General features: G+C 42.2%; 19 protein-coding genes and 1 tRNA gene. 11 read left to right on the top strand and 9 right to left on the bottom strand.

The features are described from left to right. Positions 1-127: 127 nt before the first annotated feature. The 3 genes from V7L12_RS29115 to V7L12_RS29105 form a co-directional block, all read right to left on the bottom strand. Positions 128-1,897: a DUF3352 domain-containing protein gene (locus V7L12_RS29115; protein ID WP_335089688.1), complete on the bottom strand. Its 1,770-nt coding sequence runs from the start codon at positions 1,895-1,897 to the stop codon at positions 128-130. 488 nt (positions 1,898-2,385) lie between these two features. After that, positions 2,386-3,015 (bottom strand): chorismate lyase, encoded by a 630-nt coding sequence (locus V7L12_RS29110; protein WP_335089686.1) that lies wholly within the window; start codon positions 3,013-3,015, stop codon positions 2,386-2,388. A 197-nt stretch (positions 3,016-3,212) separates the two neighbouring features. Next, a tRNA-Leu gene (locus V7L12_RS29105) sits at positions 3,213-3,293 on the bottom strand. A gap of 677 nt (positions 3,294-3,970) precedes the next feature. Here V7L12_RS29105 and accC point away from each other — a divergent pair. After that, positions 3,971-5,314 (top strand): acetyl-CoA carboxylase biotin carboxylase subunit, encoded by a 1,344-nt coding sequence (gene accC / locus V7L12_RS29100; protein ID WP_335089684.1) that lies wholly within the window; start codon positions 3,971-3,973, stop codon positions 5,312-5,314. Positions 5,315-5,443: 129 nt separating this feature from the next. On the opposite strand, the gene V7L12_RS29095 is transcribed toward accC, so the two are convergent. Further along, on the bottom strand, positions 5,444-5,737 hold the full coding sequence (locus V7L12_RS29095) for a YggT family protein (protein WP_094350101.1): 294 nt from the start codon (positions 5,735-5,737) through the stop codon (positions 5,444-5,446). A 305-nt stretch (positions 5,738-6,042) separates the two neighbouring features. Between V7L12_RS29095 and psbX the strand changes: the two genes are divergently transcribed. The 4 genes from psbX to V7L12_RS29075 all read left to right on the top strand — a co-directional run bounded on the left by psbX (position 6,043) and on the right by V7L12_RS29075 (position 8,521). Next, a complete protein-coding gene (gene psbX / locus V7L12_RS29090; protein WP_099100805.1) occupies positions 6,043-6,162 on the top strand; it encodes a photosystem II reaction center X protein in 120 nt (39 codons plus the stop codon). Between the two features lie 247 nt (positions 6,163-6,409). Continuing rightward, positions 6,410-7,327 carry a Ycf66 family protein gene (locus V7L12_RS29085; RefSeq protein WP_335089682.1) on the top strand — a complete coding sequence of 306 codons (918 nt, stop codon included), beginning with the start codon at positions 6,410-6,412 and terminating at the stop codon, positions 7,325-7,327. 47 nt (positions 7,328-7,374) lie between these two features. After that, entirely contained in the window at positions 7,375-7,935 is a 561-nt protein-coding gene (locus V7L12_RS29080) for a TolB family protein (RefSeq protein ID WP_292862294.1), read from the top strand. A 61-nt stretch (positions 7,936-7,996) separates the two neighbouring features. Beyond that, positions 7,997-8,521 carry a TolB family protein gene (locus V7L12_RS29075; protein WP_335089680.1) on the top strand — a complete coding sequence of 175 codons (525 nt, stop codon included), beginning with the start codon at positions 7,997-7,999 and terminating at the stop codon, positions 8,519-8,521. Between the two features lie 65 nt (positions 8,522-8,586). Here the strand turns inward: V7L12_RS29075 and V7L12_RS29070 are convergent, their stop codons facing one another. Then, entirely contained in the window at positions 8,587-9,591 is a 1,005-nt protein-coding gene (locus V7L12_RS29070) for a succinate dehydrogenase/fumarate reductase iron-sulfur subunit (RefSeq protein ID WP_335089901.1), read from the bottom strand. Between the two features lie 1,471 nt (positions 9,592-11,062). Here V7L12_RS29070 and V7L12_RS29065 point away from each other — a divergent pair. Beyond that, positions 11,063-11,500: an AbrB family transcriptional regulator gene (locus V7L12_RS29065; protein ID WP_094350106.1), complete on the top strand. Its 438-nt coding sequence runs from the start codon at positions 11,063-11,065 to the stop codon at positions 11,498-11,500. Between the two features lie 164 nt (positions 11,501-11,664). Then, entirely contained in the window at positions 11,665-12,525 is an 861-nt protein-coding gene (locus V7L12_RS29060) for a CPBP family intramembrane glutamic endopeptidase (RefSeq protein ID WP_335089678.1), read from the top strand. Positions 12,526-12,655: 130 nt separating this feature from the next. On the opposite strand, the gene V7L12_RS29055 is transcribed toward V7L12_RS29060, so the two are convergent. Further along, positions 12,656-13,618 (bottom strand): M48 family metallopeptidase, encoded by a 963-nt coding sequence (locus V7L12_RS29055; protein WP_335089677.1) that lies wholly within the window; start codon positions 13,616-13,618, stop codon positions 12,656-12,658. Positions 13,619-13,756: 138 nt separating this feature from the next. Here V7L12_RS29055 and V7L12_RS29050 point away from each other — a divergent pair, with 138 nt between their 5' ends. The 3 genes from V7L12_RS29050 (at position 13,757) to V7L12_RS29040 (ending at position 17,132) form a co-directional block, all read left to right on the top strand. Continuing rightward, positions 13,757-15,322 carry an ATP-dependent DNA helicase gene (locus V7L12_RS29050; protein ID WP_335089675.1) on the top strand — a complete coding sequence of 522 codons (1,566 nt, stop codon included), beginning with the start codon at positions 13,757-13,759 and terminating at the stop codon, positions 15,320-15,322. A gap of 218 nt (positions 15,323-15,540) precedes the next feature. Further along, on the top strand, positions 15,541-15,756 hold the full coding sequence (locus V7L12_RS29045) for a DUF2839 domain-containing protein (RefSeq protein ID WP_099101660.1): 216 nt from the start codon (positions 15,541-15,543) through the stop codon (positions 15,754-15,756). 1,031 nt (positions 15,757-16,787) lie between these two features. Further along, positions 16,788-17,132 (top strand): DUF1815 family protein, encoded by a 345-nt coding sequence (locus tag V7L12_RS29040; protein ID WP_335089673.1) that lies wholly within the window; start codon positions 16,788-16,790, stop codon positions 17,130-17,132. 68 nt (positions 17,133-17,200) lie between these two features. Here V7L12_RS29040 and V7L12_RS29035 read toward each other — a convergent pair whose 3' ends face one another. Continuing rightward, a complete protein-coding gene (locus V7L12_RS29035; protein WP_335089671.1) occupies positions 17,201-17,377 on the bottom strand; it encodes a hypothetical protein in 177 nt (58 codons plus the stop codon). A gap of 222 nt (positions 17,378-17,599) precedes the next feature. Then, on the bottom strand, positions 17,600-19,669 hold the full coding sequence (locus tag V7L12_RS29030; RefSeq protein WP_335089669.1) for a CHAT domain-containing protein: 2,070 nt from the start codon (positions 19,667-19,669) through the stop codon (positions 17,600-17,602). A gap of 116 nt (positions 19,670-19,785) precedes the next feature. Between V7L12_RS29030 and V7L12_RS29025 the strand changes: the two genes are divergently transcribed. After that, positions 19,786-20,286 carry an acyl-CoA thioesterase gene (locus V7L12_RS29025; RefSeq protein WP_334823602.1) on the top strand — a complete coding sequence of 167 codons (501 nt, stop codon included), beginning with the start codon at positions 19,786-19,788 and terminating at the stop codon, positions 20,284-20,286. A 217-nt stretch (positions 20,287-20,503) separates the two neighbouring features. Here the strand turns inward: V7L12_RS29025 and V7L12_RS29020 are convergent, their stop codons facing one another. Next, positions 20,504-20,701: a hypothetical protein gene (locus tag V7L12_RS29020; RefSeq protein WP_335089668.1), complete on the bottom strand. Its 198-nt coding sequence runs from the start codon at positions 20,699-20,701 to the stop codon at positions 20,504-20,506. Positions 20,702-21,188 lie beyond the last annotated feature (487 nt).

The following is a 21,188-nucleotide window of genomic DNA, read 5'->3' as shown; positions in this document are numbered from 1 at the left end:
TTGATCCTATATGTTTACAGGGGAATCAGGAATGGGGCATTGGGGATTGGGCATGGGGCATGGGGCATTGGTTATTAATTCTTCTCCCCCATCTCCCTCATTCTCCCCACTCCCCATTCCCCACTCTCTATCTAACAGAGTTACTCTTACTCCCTTCTGGACTAGGCAATGTAGTCGCGTTAGTAACTTTTTTAAGTTCGATAAAAATATCGTAACGGTTACTGCGATTATCGCTGACAGCAGATGTCATCCCAATTGAGCGCGTTGCATCTAGCAAAGTTTGTTGATTGGGAATTAGAGTTGGTAAAGGGAAATTTTTCACAGTTCGTTCTACATCCAGGAAAAATTGACCATTTGTCGGATTGGGTTCTGTAGGAACTGTTTGTTGGAAGGGAAGAGTGCCACCTAGTGTGTAGTTAGGTTTGGGAACAATTTTATCCGCGATCGGAGCACCCACTACCAGAAAGGCGACATCTCCATCTAACCAACCGTGGGTTGCAGTTAACGTACCATAAGGTGATATCCAGTTAACAACGGGTTGACCTGCGACTTTCCCCGGTTGTACTTGGAACTGGTATTGATTTTTCATCACTTCATCCAGTTGACTGATGGATGCTTCAGCTGATTTGCGTAGGCTTTGCCCACTATAGGCATCGCTTGTCTGTACCATGAACAGCAAACCCGCACGAAAATCATTTGGTGAACCTTCTTTTGGAGTAGCAGGGATTACTGATAACGAAAACTCCCCTTTCATCCAACTAAGCAAATCCTTATCTAAATCGAGATCGGTAAGAGATTTTATACCACCTCTAATCTGTTCTGGTGCGATCGGTGATAAAGGATTTCCCTGAGATGTTAAAACATAGTCTCTCCACAATCTCTGTAAGTTACCACCAGTAAGCATCATTAAGGTTTCCGCTGGTATGCGGTTTTGCATTTTCCCAGCTTTGTTTTCCACCACCAGCACACGTTGACTATTAGGATTTAACCAAGAAACGCCCTTGAAGCGGATTCCTTCTGACTCTAAGGTTATTGTCCCTGCTAAACCTTGGTTATTTTGCAGTTGAGCCAAAACTTGAGCAGGTAAAGGGCGGTTTGGAGAAGCTGCGGCTATTTTCGCAGCTGTTGGCACATTGACATAAAACTGGGCAAAGGGTTGGTAGTTGGCAATTTTCGGGAAATTCTCAGTAAAGCCGCCTGTTGTGACTAAAGATGTTTTATTTTTGTAGGCGTCGATCGCTCGTTCTGTGGCTTTAGGACTATCAGTTATGACTAAAAAACGCCCATCTAGTAATGCAGCCGAGAAGTTTTGCCCTGCTTGTGCCTCACTTTGTTTGATGGCGATCCCTTGATAAATACGGTCAACCCATTTGCCTTGTTTAAGGGTTTTGGGTTGTGCCAAAATGCTTTTAGCGATTTCTGAATTTTTTACTGGCAATACCATTACCATCGACTGCTGATCGCTGACAACATTTTCATTGGTGGTAACTGGTTTGGGTGCAGGTTTATTCCCTGTTGCTGGAGCAAGAATTGCGATCGTCACGTCATCGCCTACCCAAGGAGCGATATCTTTCTGAAAGTCGTAACCATTATTAGTCAGAAAGCGATCGCGTAACTGGACTAAATTTTTGTCCAGTTCTGTTTGGGTTTCTTTTGTCCCAAACTGCCGCAATTTCTGCCACTGCTGGGGATCTGTTGTTAAGGAAACCGCAAACAGGGCATCACCAGGAATAATATTTGCACCTACTAGCAAATCGCTAGAAGATATTTGTCTCTGGGCTAACAACCAGTATGCTACACTCCCCGCACCAATCAATAACCCAGCAGCCGAGAGCGTCAGCACCAGAGACGGTTTCTTATTTTTCTTCATCTGAACAGACACAAGAGGCGGTGCCATTGAAACCTGTACCTCATATTTGCAAACTCATTACTTGCTCAATTGGTTAAGTCAACCAAAAAGTTTCTTGCGATCTAAGGCAGTTAATTTCATAAATTTCTCCACCATAGACATTGATGATATTTTCGTAATCAACCTTCTCTACTGTTTCAAAGCGGTGTTTTAATGGTTAGTTACCTTTTTTAACATGCTTTGTTGAATTTCGCAGGACATTCCTTTTAACGGCTGTCTGTTTCGGAAAGTCTCCGAAAGTTAACATCCTTCATTTCAAGCACTTTGAGGATATAACTAACTTGAAAAAGCTGCAAGTAATCTGTAATCCAAACTACCTTCTATTTACATAGCTTCCATCTGTAGTATTGACTTGATCTAGGCAAGGTTAATTCAGTATCAGGTATTTTACATAGATTACCTGTCTTCAAAGTCATTAGTGTAAAATTCCCATACTCTGGGGCGCACTGTAAAAAATAAAAAACTTTTAAATAATACTATGCCTCAGCATTAACAGCACTCAACTGCATAGGTCCCAAATATTTGGTTAAATAAGGTGAAAAAACTTCATAAATTAATGTCAGTGGCTGCCCATGATGCCAAAACAAGTAGTGGCGACCCCAAAAAGGCCCAGCTACACGAAAACCGGACTCTAGTGCCAATGAGTCACCGTAGTAAATTCCTCGAACATCCCGATACAATTCTGTGCGAAGACGAGCTAAACTTGCCCAAATTGGTAATGAACGGTTTTGTAAATACTCATCGACATGACTGGCTTCCCACCACGAAGTAGCATAAGCTAATCTTTGACCAGAAGCGGTACGCAGCCATACTTGTCGCCGTAATCGTGGTTCTGGGACAGCTTGGATTAACTCAGGAGCAGCATCCAAGTCGATGCCAATCAATGACATATCAATAACATCTACTTCTACAGGCTCACCTGTGAGCAATTCTAAGTGACGTGTTGGAGAGCCGTCACCCAAGAGCATTAGCTGCCATGCAGGTGCTAGCTGAGTGTGAGGTAAACTTTGTTGAATTATTTCCTCCCCTCCTTGCCAAATCGGAGTGAGGCGATGCCAAGCTGGTGGCAGTGTTAGGTTGTTTGTCGGCGTAAAAGAAATAGTCAATGCTTTTTTACAAAACTTCACCTATTTCTATAAAAGCATAAAAAACTAGTACTTTGACAAGGCAATGCTTAATATGTAGTAAGCACTGAGGGTTCCGAAAAGGACTAAAGTCTTTACTACAAACTTAATATTTAAGGGTCAATAGTCTAAGGTTTTTTGACCTTAGACTATTGACCCTATGCTTAAACAAGCAAAAATGCGGATGGCGAGACTCGAACTCGCAAGGCAAAGCCACACGCACCTCAAGCGTGCGCGTATACCAATTCCGCCACATCCGCATGGTTTGTCTAAATATAGACTATAGCATAAGAAAATAATTATAGTAAGGTGATATCTAAATTCAGTTGCTCAAAAATATAAATTTTCTCAAGGCGGTATCAGACTGACAGAAATTTAGCAGATGTACAAGTGATATTGAAAAGGGTAGAGCTACTGTGTTTGGCGGGGTGCAATGGCCTATCCGTCTGCGGTAGGCGATGTCTACGACGGGCTATGACAATCCGTGACGCTCGATGACTCGCTCTAAGCGTTGGCGCAGCCTCTCTAAGAGTTGCCATGCCGTTGGTGTTCGCGTAGCCGCAGACAAGCCTCTCGCGTTAGCGTCTCCGACAGGAGAAGGAGAAGAGAAGGCTTTACGCTGCGCTATGCGCTAAAGCGTCTCCCTCTGGGAGAAGACTCGCTACCGCTTCTCTACGAGACGCTACGCGTAGCTTGCTTCCCCGTAGGGGTACGCTATCGGCGTCGCAAAAGCCCAGCTTGGTAGTCTAGCCAAGACTTACAGCAGCAATGTTGTTAGTGTAGTAAGACCCGTAGAGGCAGCAAGCCTGCAATATGCAAGTTTGCTTAGAATCAGGGTGGCGAATCTCCTGCGATAATTTGAAATAATGTGGAAGCATTGTTTCAAGTTGGATCAGAGAAAATGTCAATCTACTGGTAATGATATCGAAACTAAAAAATGAAGTTTGACAAAATATTAATTGCCAATCGGGGAGAAATCGCCCTTCGCATTCTCCGCGCCTGTGAAGAAATGGGAATTGCCACAGTTGCGGTTCACTCCACCGTTGACCGAAATGCTCTGCACGTCCAACTTGCTGATGAAGCGGTTTGCATTGGCGAACCTGCTAGCGGTAAAAGTTATTTGAATATTCCCAATATTATTGCTGCTGCACTGACACGAAATGCTACTGCCATTCATCCAGGCTATGGTTTTTTGGCAGAAAATGCCCGGTTTGCGGAAATTTGTGCCGACCATCATATTGCTTTTATCGGCCCAACTCCAGAAGCTATCAGGCAGATGGGGGATAAATCCACTGCCAAAGAAACCATGCAAAAAGCTGGAGTACCGACGGTACCAGGTAGTGAGGGATTGGTAGAATCCGAGCAAGAAGGATTAGGATTCGCCAAGGATATGGGCTATCCAGTGATGATCAAAGCTACAGCAGGTGGCGGTGGAAGGGGTATGCGCCTAGTTCGTTCTGAAGACGAATTTGTTAAACTTTTTCTCGCGGCCCAAGGCGAAGCAGGAGCAGCTTTTGGGAACTCTGGCGTTTACATAGAAAAATTTATTGAACGTCCCCGCCACATCGAATTTCAAATTTTGGCGGATAACTACGGTAATGTCATCCACTTGGGTGAAAGGGATTGCTCAATTCAGCGCCGGAATCAAAAGCTGTTAGAAGAAGCTCCTAGTCCGGCTCTCGACCAAGACCTACGTGAGAAAATGGGACAAGCTGCTGTCAAAGCTGCCCAATTCATTAACTACAGTGGGGCGGGTACTATTGAGTTTCTCTTGGATAGATCCGGTAAATTCTACTTTATGGAAATGAACACCCGGATTCAAGTAGAACATCCTGTAACAGAGATGATTACTGGGATAGACTTAGTTGCCGAACAAATCCGCATTGCTCAAGGTGAAAGACTCAAGCTTACCCAAGAGCAAGTAGTATTACGAGGTCATGCGATCGAATGCCGAATCAATGCTGAAGATCCCGACCATGACTTTCGCCCTTCTCCTGGACGGATTAGTAGCTATCTGCCCCCCGGAGGACCTGGTGTGCGGATTGATTCGCACGTTTACACAGATTACCAAATCCCACCCTACTACGATTCCTTAATCGGCAAGTTAATTGTTTGGGCGCCAGACCGACCCACTGCTATTAACCGTATGAAACGCGCACTGCGGGAATGTGCAATAACTGGACTACCTACTACAATAGGGTTTCATCAAAAAATTATGGAAACTCCACAGTTTTTGCAGGGTAATGTCTATACAAATTTTGTGCAGGAAATGAACGGTTAGGGGAGTGGGGAGCAAGGGAGCAGGGGAGACAAGGTGACAAGGGGACTTTAGTGAGAACTTCCAACAAGTTTTCCCCTTGTCCTCTTCCCAATGCCCAATGCCCAATTCCCAATGCCCAATGCCCCATCCCTAATTCACACGAGATAGCATAGTCAGTAATCCTTGTTGACCTAGTAGGATTTCTCGCAGGAGACTAAAGATACCAACCCAAATAATAGGTGTAATGTCTACCCCACCTATAGGTTGCACCAGCTTTCTCAACGGGATTAAAAATGGCTCAGTGGGCCAAGCTATTAAATTAAACGGCAAACGATTCAGATCCACTTGCGGATACCAAGTGAGAATGATACGAAATATAAATAAGAATGTCATCACCCCTAACACAGGGCCAAGAATCCAAGCAGTCAGGTTAACACCAGTCATCGATTTCAGGTACTATCTATCTGTAAAGAAAGAAAAAACTTAGGCGTCGGCAAGCTTCGCTTTGCATAGGCGTAGCCCGTCGTAGACATCGCCAGAAAATTTTAAGCTTTGTAAAGCACTCCGATCATTATTTTAACCAAATGCTGTCACTTCTTTCTGAAATAGAAAAGCGAACTCGCCCACGCGGTTAACTCAATAACTGGTGAAAGCAGTTACCAAGTTTGGCAGTTCAGAGTTAGAGGCTTCTCAAGAAAGTAATACACTATTAAAATTAGGATGAAGTGTGTAAAAAAAGGTTGAGAAGTATGACGCCTTCTTTAGCAAATTTTCTTTGGAGTCTGCTATGGGGTACAGCAATTGTTGTAATACCCGTTACAGTTGGTCTAGTTTTCATTAGCCAAAAAGATAAAATACAGCGTTCATAATGCTTATGAGAGTTAATTTAACTCTCATAATCGATTGTCTGTCAGCTATCTACTTAATTGCACTAAAAGCAGCAGTTTCTGTGGCTGGTGGCAGTTGTAGATGACAAACATAGGTGTTTTTACTTTTCGGTGAATAGCTTCAGAGCTTCTTTGCCAGAGGCTTTGAAGCTTCAATATATTGTGACTAATTAGAGTAGTGATTTTAATTGTGACTCGCTAACATAGATTTGATATTGGGAAAACAGCAATGATAAATTTTGGGCTGAACTCAGCCAGTTTTCTGGCTCAGGTAAATTTTGGGGCAAATTCAGCCAGTATTCTAGGAATTTTCCTGGCTGTGGCTGGGGCAGCACTGTATTTTCTCCGCACTGTGCGCCCAGAATTGTCACGAGATCAAGATATCTTTTTTGCAGCAGTCGGCTTGCTTTGCGGCTTCATTCTTGTCTTTCAAGGATGGCGGCTTGACCCAATTTTACAATTTGGTCAACTGCTTTTAGTTGGCACAACTGTGTTTTTTGCAGTTGAAAGTATTCGTCTGCGGAGTATAGCTACCCAGCAAGCAAAGCGCAACACTCCGATTGTGGACGAAGATCGACCGGTTAGCGATCGCTATTCGTACAATAATCGCAGCAAATATCAGGCTGAGATGGAGGCAGACTTAGATCCATTGCCTTATGAAGACGAGGAAGAACGCCCAGTGCGTGCCCGGATTCGCGGTAGCAGGGATGAGATTTCAACTCGTGATGACTACTACGAGGAACAACCCCCCCGTCGTACAGAACGCCGCAACAGCAGCAGTAGTGAAAAACAGGCTCCATCTGATAGAACGCGTCGGCGGACTTCTGGGCGTCCTGTGAATCGCCCTTCTGAAAGCTCTGAAGATGAAAATTGGGGTTCTTCATCTAGGCAAGTTGATGATTGGGAAAATTCGGGTGGGGAAGTTAGAAAACCTTCTCGCCGTAGTAATAATGGGTCACAGCGTCCCGAAAGTCGTGAAGATGATGTTTCTCCCAGACCGAGAAGGCGTCGTCCGCCCACTGACTCAACTTCTCGAAGACCGCGCGAAGATGATGATGCGATCCCAACTGATTATGTGCCATACAACCCAATTGAAAAACCAAATGAGGGGCCAGATAATTTGACCGATTTTGATGACGATGTTTAAAACAGTTGGCGTGCAAGTAGGTTTAAAGGCGACGGAAAACAGTTGAGGTGGAAAAATTTACGCCTGCATTTTGGCTCCAAAGACCAATTCATTGGAGCCTGGTTTTTGGTTTAACAAGTTTGCTTGTATCTTGTGGTTCTAACGATATTCCCATAGGGCCTACTTCTCTTAATAGTCGCTACACTGAGGAGCAACCTGCTTTGAGTGGAAATGGGCGCTTTTTAGCGTTTGTATCTAATCGCAATGGTAATCAGCAGCTACTAGTATATGATTTGGAGAGGCAAGTGTTTATTGGCACACCAGGCATAAACCGACAAGAGACAATTGCCGAAAGTCCTAGTTTGAGCTACACCGGGCGTTATATTTCTTATCTTACTAGCGATCAAGGTAGACCAGTGGTGGCGCTTTACGATCGCGCTACGCAACAGTCGCAAATCGTCACACCAATTTATCGCGGCTGGGTTAGAAAACCAAATATTAGCCCAGATGGACGTTATGTTGTCTTTGAAACCGCCACTCGTGGTCAGTGGGATATTGAAGTCCTAGACCGGGGGCCAAATATTGAGTTAGATATTCCCAATGGTGCAACCGTCGGTTCACCTCCGTAGGAGTTAGGAGTTAGGAGTTAGGAGTTGTGAGACTATTGACTAATGACTAATGACTAATTATATGAAACGTATTTTTTTTATACCAGTATTTTTCTGTTTAAGTTTATTGACTGGGTGTTTTGGCTACCCTCGCCTTTTGAGTTATCCCTTTGATCCGGGGGGTCGTAGTCTCAATAGTTTAGCGTCGGAATTAAACCCCCAAATTTCTGGGAGATACATTGTTTTTATTACTGACCGACGGGGTAGCCAAGATGTTTATATGTTTGATACGGTAACTCGTGATTTGGTTGATTTGCCAGGTTTAAATTCCTTTGATGCGATCGCAAATCATCCTAGTGTTTCACAAGATGGTCGTTATATTGTGTTTGCAGCTAGCCGTCAGGGGCGATCGGCTATTTTTCTCTACGACAGAGAAACACGCCAATCGCGGAATTTGACTAATAACCTGCAAGCGGAAGTCCGTAACCCTACAATTAGCGCTGATGGTAGCAGGATTGCTTTTGAATCTAGTAACAATGGTCAGTGGGATGTTTTAGTATATGACCGTTATGGACAACCGTTGAATATACCTCAAGAACCGCGTTGAACTACAGTTAAAAGTTAGAAGTTAAGAGTGAAGAGTTAAAATTCCTAACTCCTAACTCCTCACTTTTAACTTTTGTTTTCTACTTGTTGCACAGATTCAATGAGCGATCGCACTTGTTCCGTACCCTCAGAAGCTTCAAATGATAGGGGAAACTTACCCCGGAGGATCATCCGCAAACCGAGGGGTGCAAGACTGAGTAATCCTTTTAAATCCTGAAAATAATTACCGACTACTTGTAAACCAAATTGACGTTCATCAATCCAACCACCTTCTTTAACTAAATCCACCAATACTTTCCGGTGACGAATTGAGCGACTATCGCTGGTTTGTTTCTGGGTGAGAATTTCTTGTTTAACTTTGGTGATTTGTTCTAATGGTGCAACTTCCATTGGACAAACAGAATCGCAGTACAAACAACGGGTGCAACCCCATACGCCTTTAGTACCTTCGTTGTAGCTTGCTAAACGATTTTCGGTATCGCTATCGCGGGAGTCTGCTACCATTCGGTAAGCTTTGGCAAGGGCATGGGGGCCTACAAAGTCTGGATTAACTTCACGAGCGTTGCATTCAGAGTAACAAGCACCGCACATAATACAGTTACCAGTTTGATCGAGGCGCGATCGCTCTTGTGGTGTTTGCAAAAACTCTCTTTCTGGTACTTGTCGTGCTGCCGTACTCACATAAGGGGCAACTGCCTCTAGATTATTCCAAAAGCTGCTCATATCTACAACCAAATCTTTAATCACGGGCATATTGCCAAGAGGTGCGATCGTGATTTCACCAATAGCATTTACTTTACTTTGAGATGATGGTATTTGTTGTAATCTGGCAAGTTCACTCCCAACATTTTCTTTACAAGCTAAAGCCGAACGCCCATTAATTCGCATAGCACAGCTACCACAAATAGTATTGCGGCAATTTTTGCGAAACGCTAAAGTTCCATCTTGCTCCCACTTAATATGATTGAGGCAATCCAAGATTGTATAACCTGGTTCGGCCTCCACAAGGTAGGTTTGCACAACAGGGGAGGAATTTTGTTGCTGTCGAATGACCTTAAAAATAACTTCCATAACTACTAACCAAAATTTTAAAATTACTTCACCAGCTTCAACAATCATGAGTCAAAGCAGGTTGTTGCGAAAAGTGAGTTATACTTTTTCGCCCCTAATTCAAACCCTGGTGTTAATAGGCTGACGATTAAAGGGCGACTGATTCTAGTTTAAGGATAACCATTAAAATTTTACTTGTAGTAGCGCTGTAGGCAAGATTTTTGTCAAATTCTGAGTTAAAACGCCAAAAATGTAATCGCAGCTTTGCATTGAATTTACCTGTTTGGGAATGTAAAGGAAAGAGGGTTTGCTTAAAAAGTAACTTAAGTCGATCTTTGACCTAGCGATCGTATACAAATGAAATGCATGTGAGATTAGCAGCACGTCTTGATGTCAACTTGAGTCAAGCAGTCCTGACAGTAAAATTCCGCCTTCACTACCACTTGACGGAATTTTTTGATTATATAGAAGTGTGAAAGCCCATGTTTAATATATAGTAGTAGCAATCAAGCACTAGACAGATGTTAAGAGATTTGTTCTTCCCATAGATAGACGTGCAAAATCTTCTGACCGCTTTTGACCTGAAGATAATAAACCAAGGAAAAATCCTCACCACTTTCAAAGAAAAGTTAGAGCACCGCGAAACCCGGAGGTGCGAGACTTTTCGCTTTTTGGCTTGCTCTCAATCAAGTAAATATTGGATTGAACTCATTGGTCAAAACTGCTCGTCTCAATTATATAAATTTTTATAAAAACCAGATAGCAATGCTCACGCTTGCAATAAAGGGTTAAGAAAATCGTCACTGCTTTTTTCTTCTTTAAGTCCAGGAATTTAAATAAAAATTTACTAGCAACTTTAATTCAAAATTAAACAACTATTTTGCTATTATTAGTCCATGCTAGTATTTAATATAAAATTACGAAGTAGCAAAACCAGAATCAATAGCCGTATCAGCGCGGTTAATACTGCTTTGTTGATTCGTAATGTAGAGACAAGAAAATTCGCGTCTCTACTGGTAGGACAAAAGGGTGTATGCCCGTAGGACTCTATTGAAATACTATGTTGTCCTAAGCTTGAGAGGACGAGTGGAGAAAACTCTACTTGCTCATTGGCAAGAAAGGCAAGCACTGGAAGTGAAAAACCTGCAATTCTTTGGGTCTACAACTTATTTGCAGTAGAACCTAACCCCATTTGTAAAGGTGGCTGAAAGTTACACCGCTACAGTAGCGCCAAAGGAGAAAATAGTTTTTTTTCTGATGGCGAATAATGGTTAAAAGTGCCGTAACATCGCCAAAATTAATGTCTGTGGCAACTATGGCCTCTAGTTGGTTGTGGACAACTATATATAGAAGTGCTTTTGGCTCCTATCGGCAGCAATTCACCCGTTACACTAGGGTCTTCAGTAGCTCTATGCAAATGCTAAAAAATTAAATGCTGGCATGAGACTACATCGTTTATCAGTTTGGAGAGAGTAAGGAAAATTTGAGCATAATGACTGAAACTGCAACCGCGCCATTAACTGGAAAAGCACTACTTGCTAAAGTAAAAGAACTTTCCACATTACCACGCCGAGAAAGAGCTAAACAGTGCGGCTATTACACTGTTACAAAGAATAACCAAGTTCGTGTCAATCTCACCGATTTTTATGACGCTTTGCTATCTGCTAGGGGAATTCCTCTAAGTCCAGAAGCACCTAAAGATGGTCGTGGTCGTGAACCGACATATCGGGTTAGTGTCCATCAAAATGGTCAGATTGTAATTGGTGCTACATACACCAAAGCAATGGGCTTGAAGGCTGGAGATGAGTTTGAAATTAGGCTGGGATACAAACATATTCACCTGATTCAACTAGGTGAAAGCGATAAAAAACTAACTTCACAAGATATCGATTCTGACGAATCAGACGAAGATTTGGAAGACGAAGAGTAAATTTGCTGATGGTAGGGATAAGTTTCAGGTGATGATCACTTGTCCTTACCCCGACAGCAAACTGGTAGCCAGGTAAAAAATGCGATTAGACCCCTTGCAGAAGTCACCAAATTTAGTAGAGTCTTGATTAATCAGCAAGAAATCTATAATGCAAGAAGTCTATCGTGTTTTTTTTGTTTATTTTGATAACTTTCTTTGAGTCTTCGGTCAACGTCTTACTGGCGTTTATAGAAAATGCACCGCCACTAGTTATAGTGACGGCATTTTTTGTTTGCTGGATAGTTTGCTGGTTGCCAGTAGCAACAGTATCAGCAATATTGCTTAATTGGCAACCTCCTAAACCTTTACAGCCAAAGCAAAAAATGCCTTTATTGGTGTCACTTTACCTATTAGCTCCCCTGATTCTCTGGGGAGTTGTTTGGTTGACTAATAAATCTTTTTCAGATTACGGCTTTGTTGGCAATCTTTCAACTCTTGGTTTTTTAGCACTAGGTTTTAGTTTGGGAGTGGTGAGTCTAGCTATTGTATTTGGTGGACAATTCGGATTAGGTTGGTGTTCTTTTGAAAAGTCCAATTTCAAGTTACTACTACCCATATTGCTACCGATTTTCTTGATAGCCTTATTAGTCGGTGGTATAGAAGAGTTAGTTTTTCGTGGTTTCTTGTTCACTGAATTAGCGCAGGATTACCCAGTTTGGGTAGCAGCAGCCATTTCTAGCTTGATTTTTGCCTTGTTACACCTGGTTTGGGAGCAAAGCGAAACCGTACCCCAACTCCCTGGATTGTGGCTGATGGGAATGGTGCTGGTGTTAGCACGCTTTGCCTCTAGCGGTAATTTGGGTTTAGCTTGGGGATTGCACGCGGGATGGGTATGGGCGATCGCTACCATAGATACAGCAGAACTAATTACTTACACAGGTAAAGTCTCTGACTGGTTTACAGGTAAAAATAAAAAACCCCTAGCTGGCTTGGCGGGAATTATCTGTGTACTGGGAACTGGAGTAATTATCTGGTTCAACTCTTAAGTATTTTAATTTCCCATAGAAGAAGATGTATATTAACGCAGATCCCCGGCTTCTCCAAGAAGTCGGGGATCTAAATCCAACTTTAAGTGAGCACCATTCCACCCTACTAATTTTTATTTAGTAGTAAAAACTACTCAGACCTTCTGATTCTGTCGATTTCTCGTTGTAATTCTTCAATTTGACGGCGCAAACTTTCTGTTTGATTTTCGGAAGATTCTGCTGCAACATTTACCGATCCGGAAGTAGGCGATCGCTGATAATTTCCTCGGCGAATTTGCTGATATTCTTCGGATACTGCCCACGACCGTAAGTAATGTAAGCGTTCAACAGGAAAAGGATGACTCAACATCATACCCTGAGCGCCATTGTAGATCAAGAATTTATATATCTGATTCAGTCCATCCTCATCCAATGCCTGATAATTTTCTGACTGCTTGATAAACTCTTGTAAACTACATTCATTGGCATATTTGTTACTACCGCCAGCGAGTTTCATCATCGTTGACATCACAGGATTCAAGTCATCCATTACTAGTAGTGCAGCGCGATCTGACGATAACTCAGCTTTGCGCCGCCACTCAAAAAAGGCGTAAATCAAGCCTTGTGTGACAATATTACCGATGCCAAAGGTCAATTCTCCCAAGGCAGAAGCAGCACTCATCGCCCACATCGCCATTTGAATTAAAATAGTATGACCACATTTTATATGCCCCAGTTCATGGGCTAGCACCGTCCTAATCTCGGCTTCGTCTAGTAAGTCTAGTATCCCTGTATTTATGACTACATAAGGATTCTCTTGCCCCAGCGCATAACTATTTGCTTGGGGATTTTGCGAGACAAAGAGTGTTGGTTCTGGGTAAATGTCCAAATCTCGGACGCATTCCCGAAACATCTGGTAAATAGTGGAATATTGACGCGGCCCGACTTGGATGGTGTTACCCATTAGATAGACTAATTGAGGGCGTTCGTAGATAAATTCCACAAATTTACGAGCGATTAAATCAAATCCTGGTAAATTTCGTAAAGCTTGCTCGGCTTGGCGATCTAGTGGATGCCTAAAGGCTTCGCTGGAAATTCCTGTGTAAGTTGGCATAATTTAGGGTATTGGGTGATTGGTCATTAGTCATTAGTTTTGGATCAAGGCAAAGGACAAGGGACAAATGACAAATGACAAGATAATAGAAATGGGGCAATTGGAAGTAAAAGTCACTTTGTATGGAATTGAAAGCGTGTGATTGAGGCAGAAGTTCATTTGTCACTACATAACTTTTTGCGATCGCAAGCGGGGTTCCCTTCCTGGCCCCATCATTTGACGATGGCACGGTTGGTAGCACGCGCCTTGCGCCTGGGACGTAGCGCCCTAATTCAAGTCGGGGCAGTTTGTGGCTATCAAGGGCGGTATCGTACTAGTTTCATAGCATCAGCCCTGATGTGGCATGGCCCTGTAATTATTGTTGCTCAAGAAGCAGTTCAGCAACTTCTGCTGCGGGTGGAAATTCCCCGCCTACAGCAGTGGCTACCAGCCAATAAATCAATTAGAACAGGTGACGCTTGGCCTGATGCTGAGTTCCAAGGGCTACTGTTGACCTCCCCAGAAACTTGGTTAAGAGGACAATTGGCTGGTGGCTCACGCTTTCCCCAAGGCATTCCCACAATTATTGATGGGGTAGACGATCTTGAAGATTGGGTGCGTCATCAACTTACCCAAGATATTCAACCCGATGATTGGGAGCAACTGATGCTGGCTTGTCCAAACCAAGCTGAGGCAATTCGCGAAGCACGGATACAACTAACACACGAACTTTTTCAACATCCTGCTAATCCATATCAGTGCTATCTAATTTCCCAGCCAGAAATAGAAATTTTGAGTCGTCTGTATTTGGCTTTAGATCGAGCCAACCTCCCAGATAATTGGAAAAAATTCTGGCAACAATTTCAAACCCTTGATGAAAATCTTGCCGCCCCTGCTTCCCCTGCCCCCCCTCCTCTCTTCTGGGCGACTATTGCCCATCGACAAGGTTTATTTTCTTTGCACTACGCCCCAATGGAATTAGGGGAAATACTCTCGCCTATTTGGCAGCGACAACCAGTAGTTTTAATTGGTAGCGCTATCGAACCGGAAACTGAGGCTCCCCTTTTTCGCCAGCGCCTGGGTTTGGACGATTTAACTTGCCTGAAGTTCTCCTCGGAGAGTCAAGCGGAAGCAATTCAACTGTATGTACCCTATAAGTTACCTCTACCCAACACACCAGAATTTCAAGCGGCATTTATTCACAAAGTCCGCACACTGGTTTGTCTAAGTGCAACAGCACCAGGGTTGACAGTTGTCTTGGTGGGGGATGTACCACTTAAGTCTCAAGTTGCGACGATTCTGGCCTCAGAGTTTGGTTCGCGGGTGCAAGTAGAAAAAACTTGTTTAGATGAAAATGGTATTTTGATTAGCGGTTGGGAATTTTGGCGAGAACATCAACGAGTCTTGCCAGCACCCCATCTGTTAATCATTGCTACTTTGCCCCTACCATCTTTGGAAAATCCCCTGGTAGCTGGTAGGGTAGCTCTTTATAAGCGATCGCATCAAGATTGGTTCCGTTTATACTTGTTGCCAGCAGCTTTAAATGAATTACAACGGGCGATCGCTCCAGTACGAGAAAGTCAAGGGATTGTGGCTTTGCTTGATAGTCGTGTAGTTAACCGCAGCTACGGCGCTCAAATTCTCGCAGCTTTAAGCCCTCTGGCACGCATTAACTATCTCGATCCCAGCTTATTTTCCAATACCGATGAGGAAAATTCTGCTTAAAATTCAGTTACCAGTGACGCCACTTGCTCCACTTGGGGAGACCCCAAGACCGCAGTGGCTCCCCAATGCCCAATTTAAATTTTGTCAACCAAAGCGCGATCGTCTAAAAGCAAGCACTATTATCAGCTTATAGAAGGTGATGCGATTCATCGCCTCTCTGTAGGTATGATTACTGGCAAAATAAATTTAGAACCTAAGTAGAATTTGAGTTGCTGATTATGGGTGAAGCAAAACGTCGTAAAACCACACTAGGGGAAACATACGGTCAAGAGACTCGGATCTTGTCTTGGGTTCCGATCACAAAAACTCAAGGCGAACAATTTGTCACTTGGACTACTCGTGGTGCTTGGATAGGCATTGGTCTTATGGTTGTAGGATGGGCAACAATCCGTTTTATCGGCCCAGCTTTCGGTTGGTGGCAAGTAGTCTATTAATTTCTAATTGATAATTGAATTAGTTGGATATCTAGACTCCAACTAATTCAAGACCACTAAAAAAGACAATGACGCGCAAGTGTCTTGCCAATAATTACGAATTACGTTAGCGCAATGGTAGCGAGTTTGCGTACCCTATGGGAAAGCAAGTTAGGCGCAGCCTCTTGTCGAAAGCGTTATGACGAATTACGAATAAGTTAACTCAGTTATTAATAAAAAATAATTACTAACTTTGAATAGATAATTGAAATATATTATATATGCATTAAATTTGGCAAAACCAAACTAAGATAATAACCCTTCTAATTTACCGTGCTTTGGTTAGTACAACTTTTTGAAAATAATCCCAAAATATCGGAAAATATTGCCTAAGTGGCAACATTGTTTTGCTGAGTTTCGGTATTATCAGTGTTAAGTTTTCCCATTGTGGGTTTTACACTCACATTTGTCTCCTAGCTAAGTGAGGTTTGTATAAACTATTGTTTTTATTCTCTGGTAACTACTTAATCTATAATTTGCACTGTCATCAGCTTAACTTTATATACATGGGAGGAACGAATTTGGTATAACTAATCATTTGTCTATACCAAAATCTACGTTAGAAAGAAAACAGATTAAACATCTAAGTAAGAGACAGCATAATGATGCAAAACTACATTATGGACTCTACTAACAGTGTATTAGGCTGCACATAGCCAATAAGAACCAAATATGTAGCTTTTCTGGAGTTGACTAGTGCTAGATTTAAGTTACTCTTAAAGCGGATCGCTTACTGTAAGAATCTACCCTGACAGAAGTGTATAAAGATATAGTTAAATTTAGCAATTCTGTCCGAAATTTTGAATTTGCAAACTGAATAGTTTGATACGGCCTTCAAAACCCCGATCCACTACCCTAAACAAGGTAGTCAATTAACGACTCAATATCATTTGTCTGGTAATTGTAGTGAATAGTTTACAATACCAATGGGTGAGAAAATCTAAAGAAAATATAAAAGAAACTCAAATTACTGTGGTGTCTGGAGGACAAAAGTGTTTCTGAGACTAGCACATCAACATCGACAATTCGTCCAAGACTTGGTAATGAACCTGCAAGCCTTGGCGATTGTATTAGAACGGCGTGGGTATCCTGCATCCTGCTATACCTGTGGCGACCAAATGAATAGTGCATCGTTTATGGTTAGCTTAGGTGATAACCACCTGATTCGGTTTTTAGTATCCGATTACGGCATTACTTGGACGGAAATGCGGGATGACCGTGAATTAATGAAGCTAGAGGGTGCGGAGGCAATTAGCCAATTAGACGAACTGGCCGATCTTGTCAAGCAATCTATGCAAAGTGATACAGGCTCTAAAACTCTTGCCAAGAAGTGTTAAGGTTTCAGAGGTCGATGGCAAATTAGAAATTGATTATCGGTAACTGATAATCGGTAATAGTGGCTTAGTTAGCGATCGCTCTTAGCTATTTCTCCATTACCATTAAGTGATTGGCTATGGTTGGCCCATCGCATATTTTTTGTATCTACCAAAACCTCATGAGCCGGATTTTCAGTCTTTAGCTGGAAGGTGTTAATACACACTAAAGTCAGAGGTTGGGTAGTTGAGCGCTCCTCTTTTCCCACAATTTCATCAAAACGCGAAAACTTCTCTACGAGATGCTGCGCGTAGCTTGCTTCCCCGTAGGGGTACGTTAAGCTCCGCTAACGCAGTTTTCGTTAGGCTATGTAAAAGGATTTAGTAAGGGAATACCGCAGGATCAAAATCACCATTGTTGGGCGTTACTCAGGTCAGATGGTAAATCTGGGCAGTAGCAGCAATTATTATGTCAGATGCAATCGATACACCTAAAGTCCATTGCCAATTAAAATAAAGGGTGCCCAATAGTACGGATGACTAAAGTCATTAACTGCTGCTACGGGTGTATTGTGACTTAGGGACTTCCAATATCCAGTAATTAATGAGACTTGAGCTTGGCGTAAAGCTTCAGTTTTAGTCAATTTTTCAGTAGAGAGGATACCGTAAAAAGCACTCATGAGTGCTTGCGTACCACCATCATCTACAGACCACAAAGAGGCGATCGCGGCTCTAGCGCCGGTTTGTTGCATCTGATAGCCGAAGCCCAAAATTTCCTCACCGTTACCTAATTTGCCTCCCAAGCCGGTTTCACAGGCGCTCAACACTACCAAATCTACATTCGGGAGTGACCAAGTGGCGACATTTCTAAAATTAACGCGATCGCCATTCCCAAATAAAATAAACGAATCTTCTGGTTTACCCACTACAAAGGCTGCATGAGTCGCTAAATGGACAATTGTATAATCATCCATCTGGGGTACAGCGACTTTAGGGGTAAAGGCATCGTCTAAAAGCTTCGTAGTTTCAGGAACCGCAGCTGCTAGACTTTCCACTTCCCGCGTTGCAAAGGGTAAGCCGGCGAAAGCAACCTGTCGATTACCAACTTTGATTTGATAATTACCTTTAGTAAAAGCAGCGGCTAAAACCCGCAAAGTCGATTGTTTTGGGGTGTTTAAGTTAGTCAGACTAGCAGATGTAATGTGATTCACATTGAAGCGCTGCACTAGCCATTGTTTGCCATCATATAAAGCAGTTAAAGGAATGTAGCGTAACCGATCGTCTGGAGCGTAAATCAGAGTTTGCGTACCTGATAGCTTCAAATCTTTCTCTATCGGTTTAATTAGCCAGTCATACAATTGGCGTGCAGGTGCTTTGATATTTCGACTGGGATTGATTAAAGCTTGGCGGAAAGTATCAATTGTTTGATAAAGGTTTTCACGTTTTACAGCAACGGTGCGATGGATTGGTGGGGATTCAGGAGTTACCAAGACCAATTCCAAACTATCTTTTAAAATCAGTGGGTAGAGTAGTGCCGATTTTTGCGGTAATCGCGCCAAGTTATCCCGAAGTTCATTGAGACTCTCCAAATGCAAATTTTGCCGCCTAGCTATACGGCTAATTTCCTCTACCTGTGCTTTCACTAAAGGACTATTGATAAATTCGTTAAATCCATCTAGAAGTTGCTGTTGATTTAAGACTAATTGTTCGATGCGTTGTTTCTGTTGGAGCGATCGCTGTTCGGAGGAAATTTTCCGTAGTGTTGTCAGTTCTTTACCCAGCACAACAGCATTATCCACACTTTGATCCAACTTTTGTTTAATTGGTTTTTCTGTTGCCGCTATATTAATACCTTTGACAGTACGTTGATTACCTGACACATTCTGGAGATATTCTTCTAGTTCTTCAACTTTGAGTAAATCCATTGTCCTTTGTGCTTCAGCAACACGTTCCTGTTTCAGCAATCGTTCACCCAAAATGCGATATGTCTGGCTAACAGTTATGTTGTAAGCATCTGGTTGTGGCGCACTCAGTGCTGATGGATTCAAACGAGCTTTCTCACGATTAATCAAACAATGCTTGTAGAAAAAAATTGCTAACTCTGGCTTGTTTTGGATATCAAATAAGTAACCGATGTTACTGTAGGTTTTGCCAAGTCGAACCAGATCCCCAAGTTCTTTGTTAATCAATAAGGCTTGCTGATAAGATTGAAGTGCTTCAGAATACTTTTTTTGACTTTGGTAGATTCTGCCAATATTGTTGAATGTTACCGCTTCCCAAGAGCGCTCTCCAAGGTCTCTGCTGATGCCTAATGCTTTCTGTAATTTCTGCAACGCTTCTTTCGATTGAGCTTGCCGAGATTCTTCGATAGCTTCTTTGTTAAGTCTTGCAATTTCTGAGAGTTGATTATTCTTGGGTAAAGCTTGAGCTTTTTCTCCAGAGTCGTACCTCAACCTTGCATTTGTGTTTACCTGGTTATTGTCTGGATACACCATCCCAAAACCTAGTAAGCTAAGTAGAGATAAAGTAACAACACTCACATGCCGGAGATTAGCCTGCATAACAAAACACTCCCTATGCTCGGAAGGTAAATATTAAATCAATAAGTCCGGCAACGCAATTAATTTTTATGCTATTCAATAATTTGGAAAATTTATAGTTACTTAGAAAATTGAAGATGTCAGAAGAAAAACCTAGCCAACCAAAACTACCACCAACCAGCGCCCTTGACAATCCATCCAGTCACGAGTTTGGGAATTGGTTTGAATATCCTGTCAGAGTGCAACCCCACCACACTGACTATGCCGGTCTTGTCTGGCACGGTTCCTATCTAGCTTGGATGGAAGAAGCGCGGATTGAATGCTTACGATCTATAGGGATTGAATTTGCTGATTTAGTTGCTATAGGCTGCGATTTACCAGTTGTAGAACTGTCTGTGCGCTATCACCGTTCAATTCAATTGGGTATGGCAGTGGTGGTAAAAACGCGCATGGCTGAAGTGACTGGTGTCCGAATCAATTGGGATTACGCCATTGTCTCAACTGATGGACAACAATTGTACGTCACTGCCAAGGTGACTTTAGTCGCTTTAGATCGTGAAAGAGGCAAGATTATGCGTCAGTTGCCGGCTAGTGTTAAGGATGCATTAGCTAAAATTTCAGTATTTAATAATAATTGAACAACAAAGGTTGTAAACACCACATAAACTTTGATGCAACTGGCGTCAAAGTTAAAAATTTTGTCATTTCATATTTATCATAAAAGAATGCAGGAGCCAGGAGTCAGAATTCAGAATCGGAGTCCGACTTTCAGTTTCTTTTTCTGACTCTTGAATTTAGGTTTCTGAATTCTTCTTCAAGCTTCACCTTTTAGTAGCAAAATTGAAGTATATATTGTTACTTAGCACTTTGAATCTGCGACAGACTTTGAGCAAACTGCGTTACGTAATGCCAAATATCTTGGGGAGTAATGCCAAAACTAATATTTAATAAAATAAGGATTGCCGCAAGAGTTAATGCAGTGCTCACGGTTGCTTTCAGCAATTTCCATAATATTATGAAGACTATCCAAGCTACAATCAACGTAATAATCATATATATTAATTCCTTAATAATTGCCCTTGTCTGAAAGTGGGTTGACTCAGAAAGAGTAAGTTTTTTTTGTAATAATCACTGGTATAAAAGATGCTAAACCCAGTTTTTAATATATACTAAAATGGGGCTTTTTGTGATAATTGGTCTGGAGATATTTTACCTAAAAATGAGAGAATTATTTATGTGATATGCTGGTTTACTTTGCAAAGTTTCTGTAAAGCTTTTTATTTTTTTGTAAATATATAGATATACATAAAACTGACGACTGATCCGGAAGTCAAAAGTTATCTTCAATAGAGTTTCATTTGTTAAGTTCTTTGTAGTTTGGTGAGTACATCTTTGCCATCAAGTGAAATGATTTGGGTGCGGCTCTTTTAAAAAGACGGTATACTGAACGGGAGTAATTTTAGGAGATGCTTGTAGGAAAAAGGTATTGAACAAATTACCCAGTCAAAAGAGAAGCAGCAGAATATAACCAGAGTCAGGG

Source organism: Nostoc sp. (assembly GCF_036918245.1).
In the GTDB taxonomy this organism is placed as follows: Bacteria; Cyanobacteriota; Cyanobacteriia; order Cyanobacteriales; family Nostocaceae; genus Nostoc.
The sequence above is the reverse complement of the archived record's forward strand: the minus strand, read 5'-3'. Positions and strand labels throughout refer to the sequence as shown.

Coding starts and splice junctions, on each gene's coding strand:
- V7L12_RS29115 (WP_335089688.1), bottom strand. CDS start 1,897: ATGGCACCGCCTCTTGTGTCTGTTCAGATGAAGAAAAATAAGAAACCG.
- accC (WP_335089684.1), top strand. CDS start 3,971: ATGAAGTTTGACAAAATATTAATTGCCAATCGGGGAGAAATCGCCCTT.
- V7L12_RS29095 (WP_094350101.1), bottom strand. CDS start 5,737: ATGACTGGTGTTAACCTGACTGCTTGGATTCTTGGCCCTGTGTTAGGG.
- psbX (WP_099100805.1), top strand. CDS start 6,043: ATGACGCCTTCTTTAGCAAATTTTCTTTGGAGTCTGCTATGGGGTACA.
- V7L12_RS29085 (WP_335089682.1), top strand. CDS start 6,410: ATGATAAATTTTGGGCTGAACTCAGCCAGTTTTCTGGCTCAGGTAAAT.
- V7L12_RS29075 (WP_335089680.1), top strand. CDS start 7,997: ATGAAACGTATTTTTTTTATACCAGTATTTTTCTGTTTAAGTTTATTG.
- V7L12_RS29070 (WP_335089901.1), bottom strand. CDS start 9,591: ATGGAAGTTATTTTTAAGGTCATTCGACAGCAACAAAATTCCTCCCCT.
- V7L12_RS29065 (WP_094350106.1), top strand. CDS start 11,063: ATGACTGAAACTGCAACCGCGCCATTAACTGGAAAAGCACTACTTGCT.
- V7L12_RS29055 (WP_335089677.1), bottom strand. CDS start 13,618: ATGCCAACTTACACAGGAATTTCCAGCGAAGCCTTTAGGCATCCACTA.
- V7L12_RS29045 (WP_099101660.1), top strand. CDS start 15,541: ATGGGTGAAGCAAAACGTCGTAAAACCACACTAGGGGAAACATACGGT.
- V7L12_RS29030 (WP_335089669.1), bottom strand. CDS start 19,669: ATGCAGGCTAATCTCCGGCATGTGAGTGTTGTTACTTTATCTCTACTT.
- V7L12_RS29025 (WP_334823602.1), top strand. CDS start 19,786: ATGTCAGAAGAAAAACCTAGCCAACCAAAACTACCACCAACCAGCGCC.
- V7L12_RS29020 (WP_335089668.1), bottom strand. CDS start 20,701: ATGATTATTACGTTGATTGTAGCTTGGATAGTCTTCATAATATTATGG.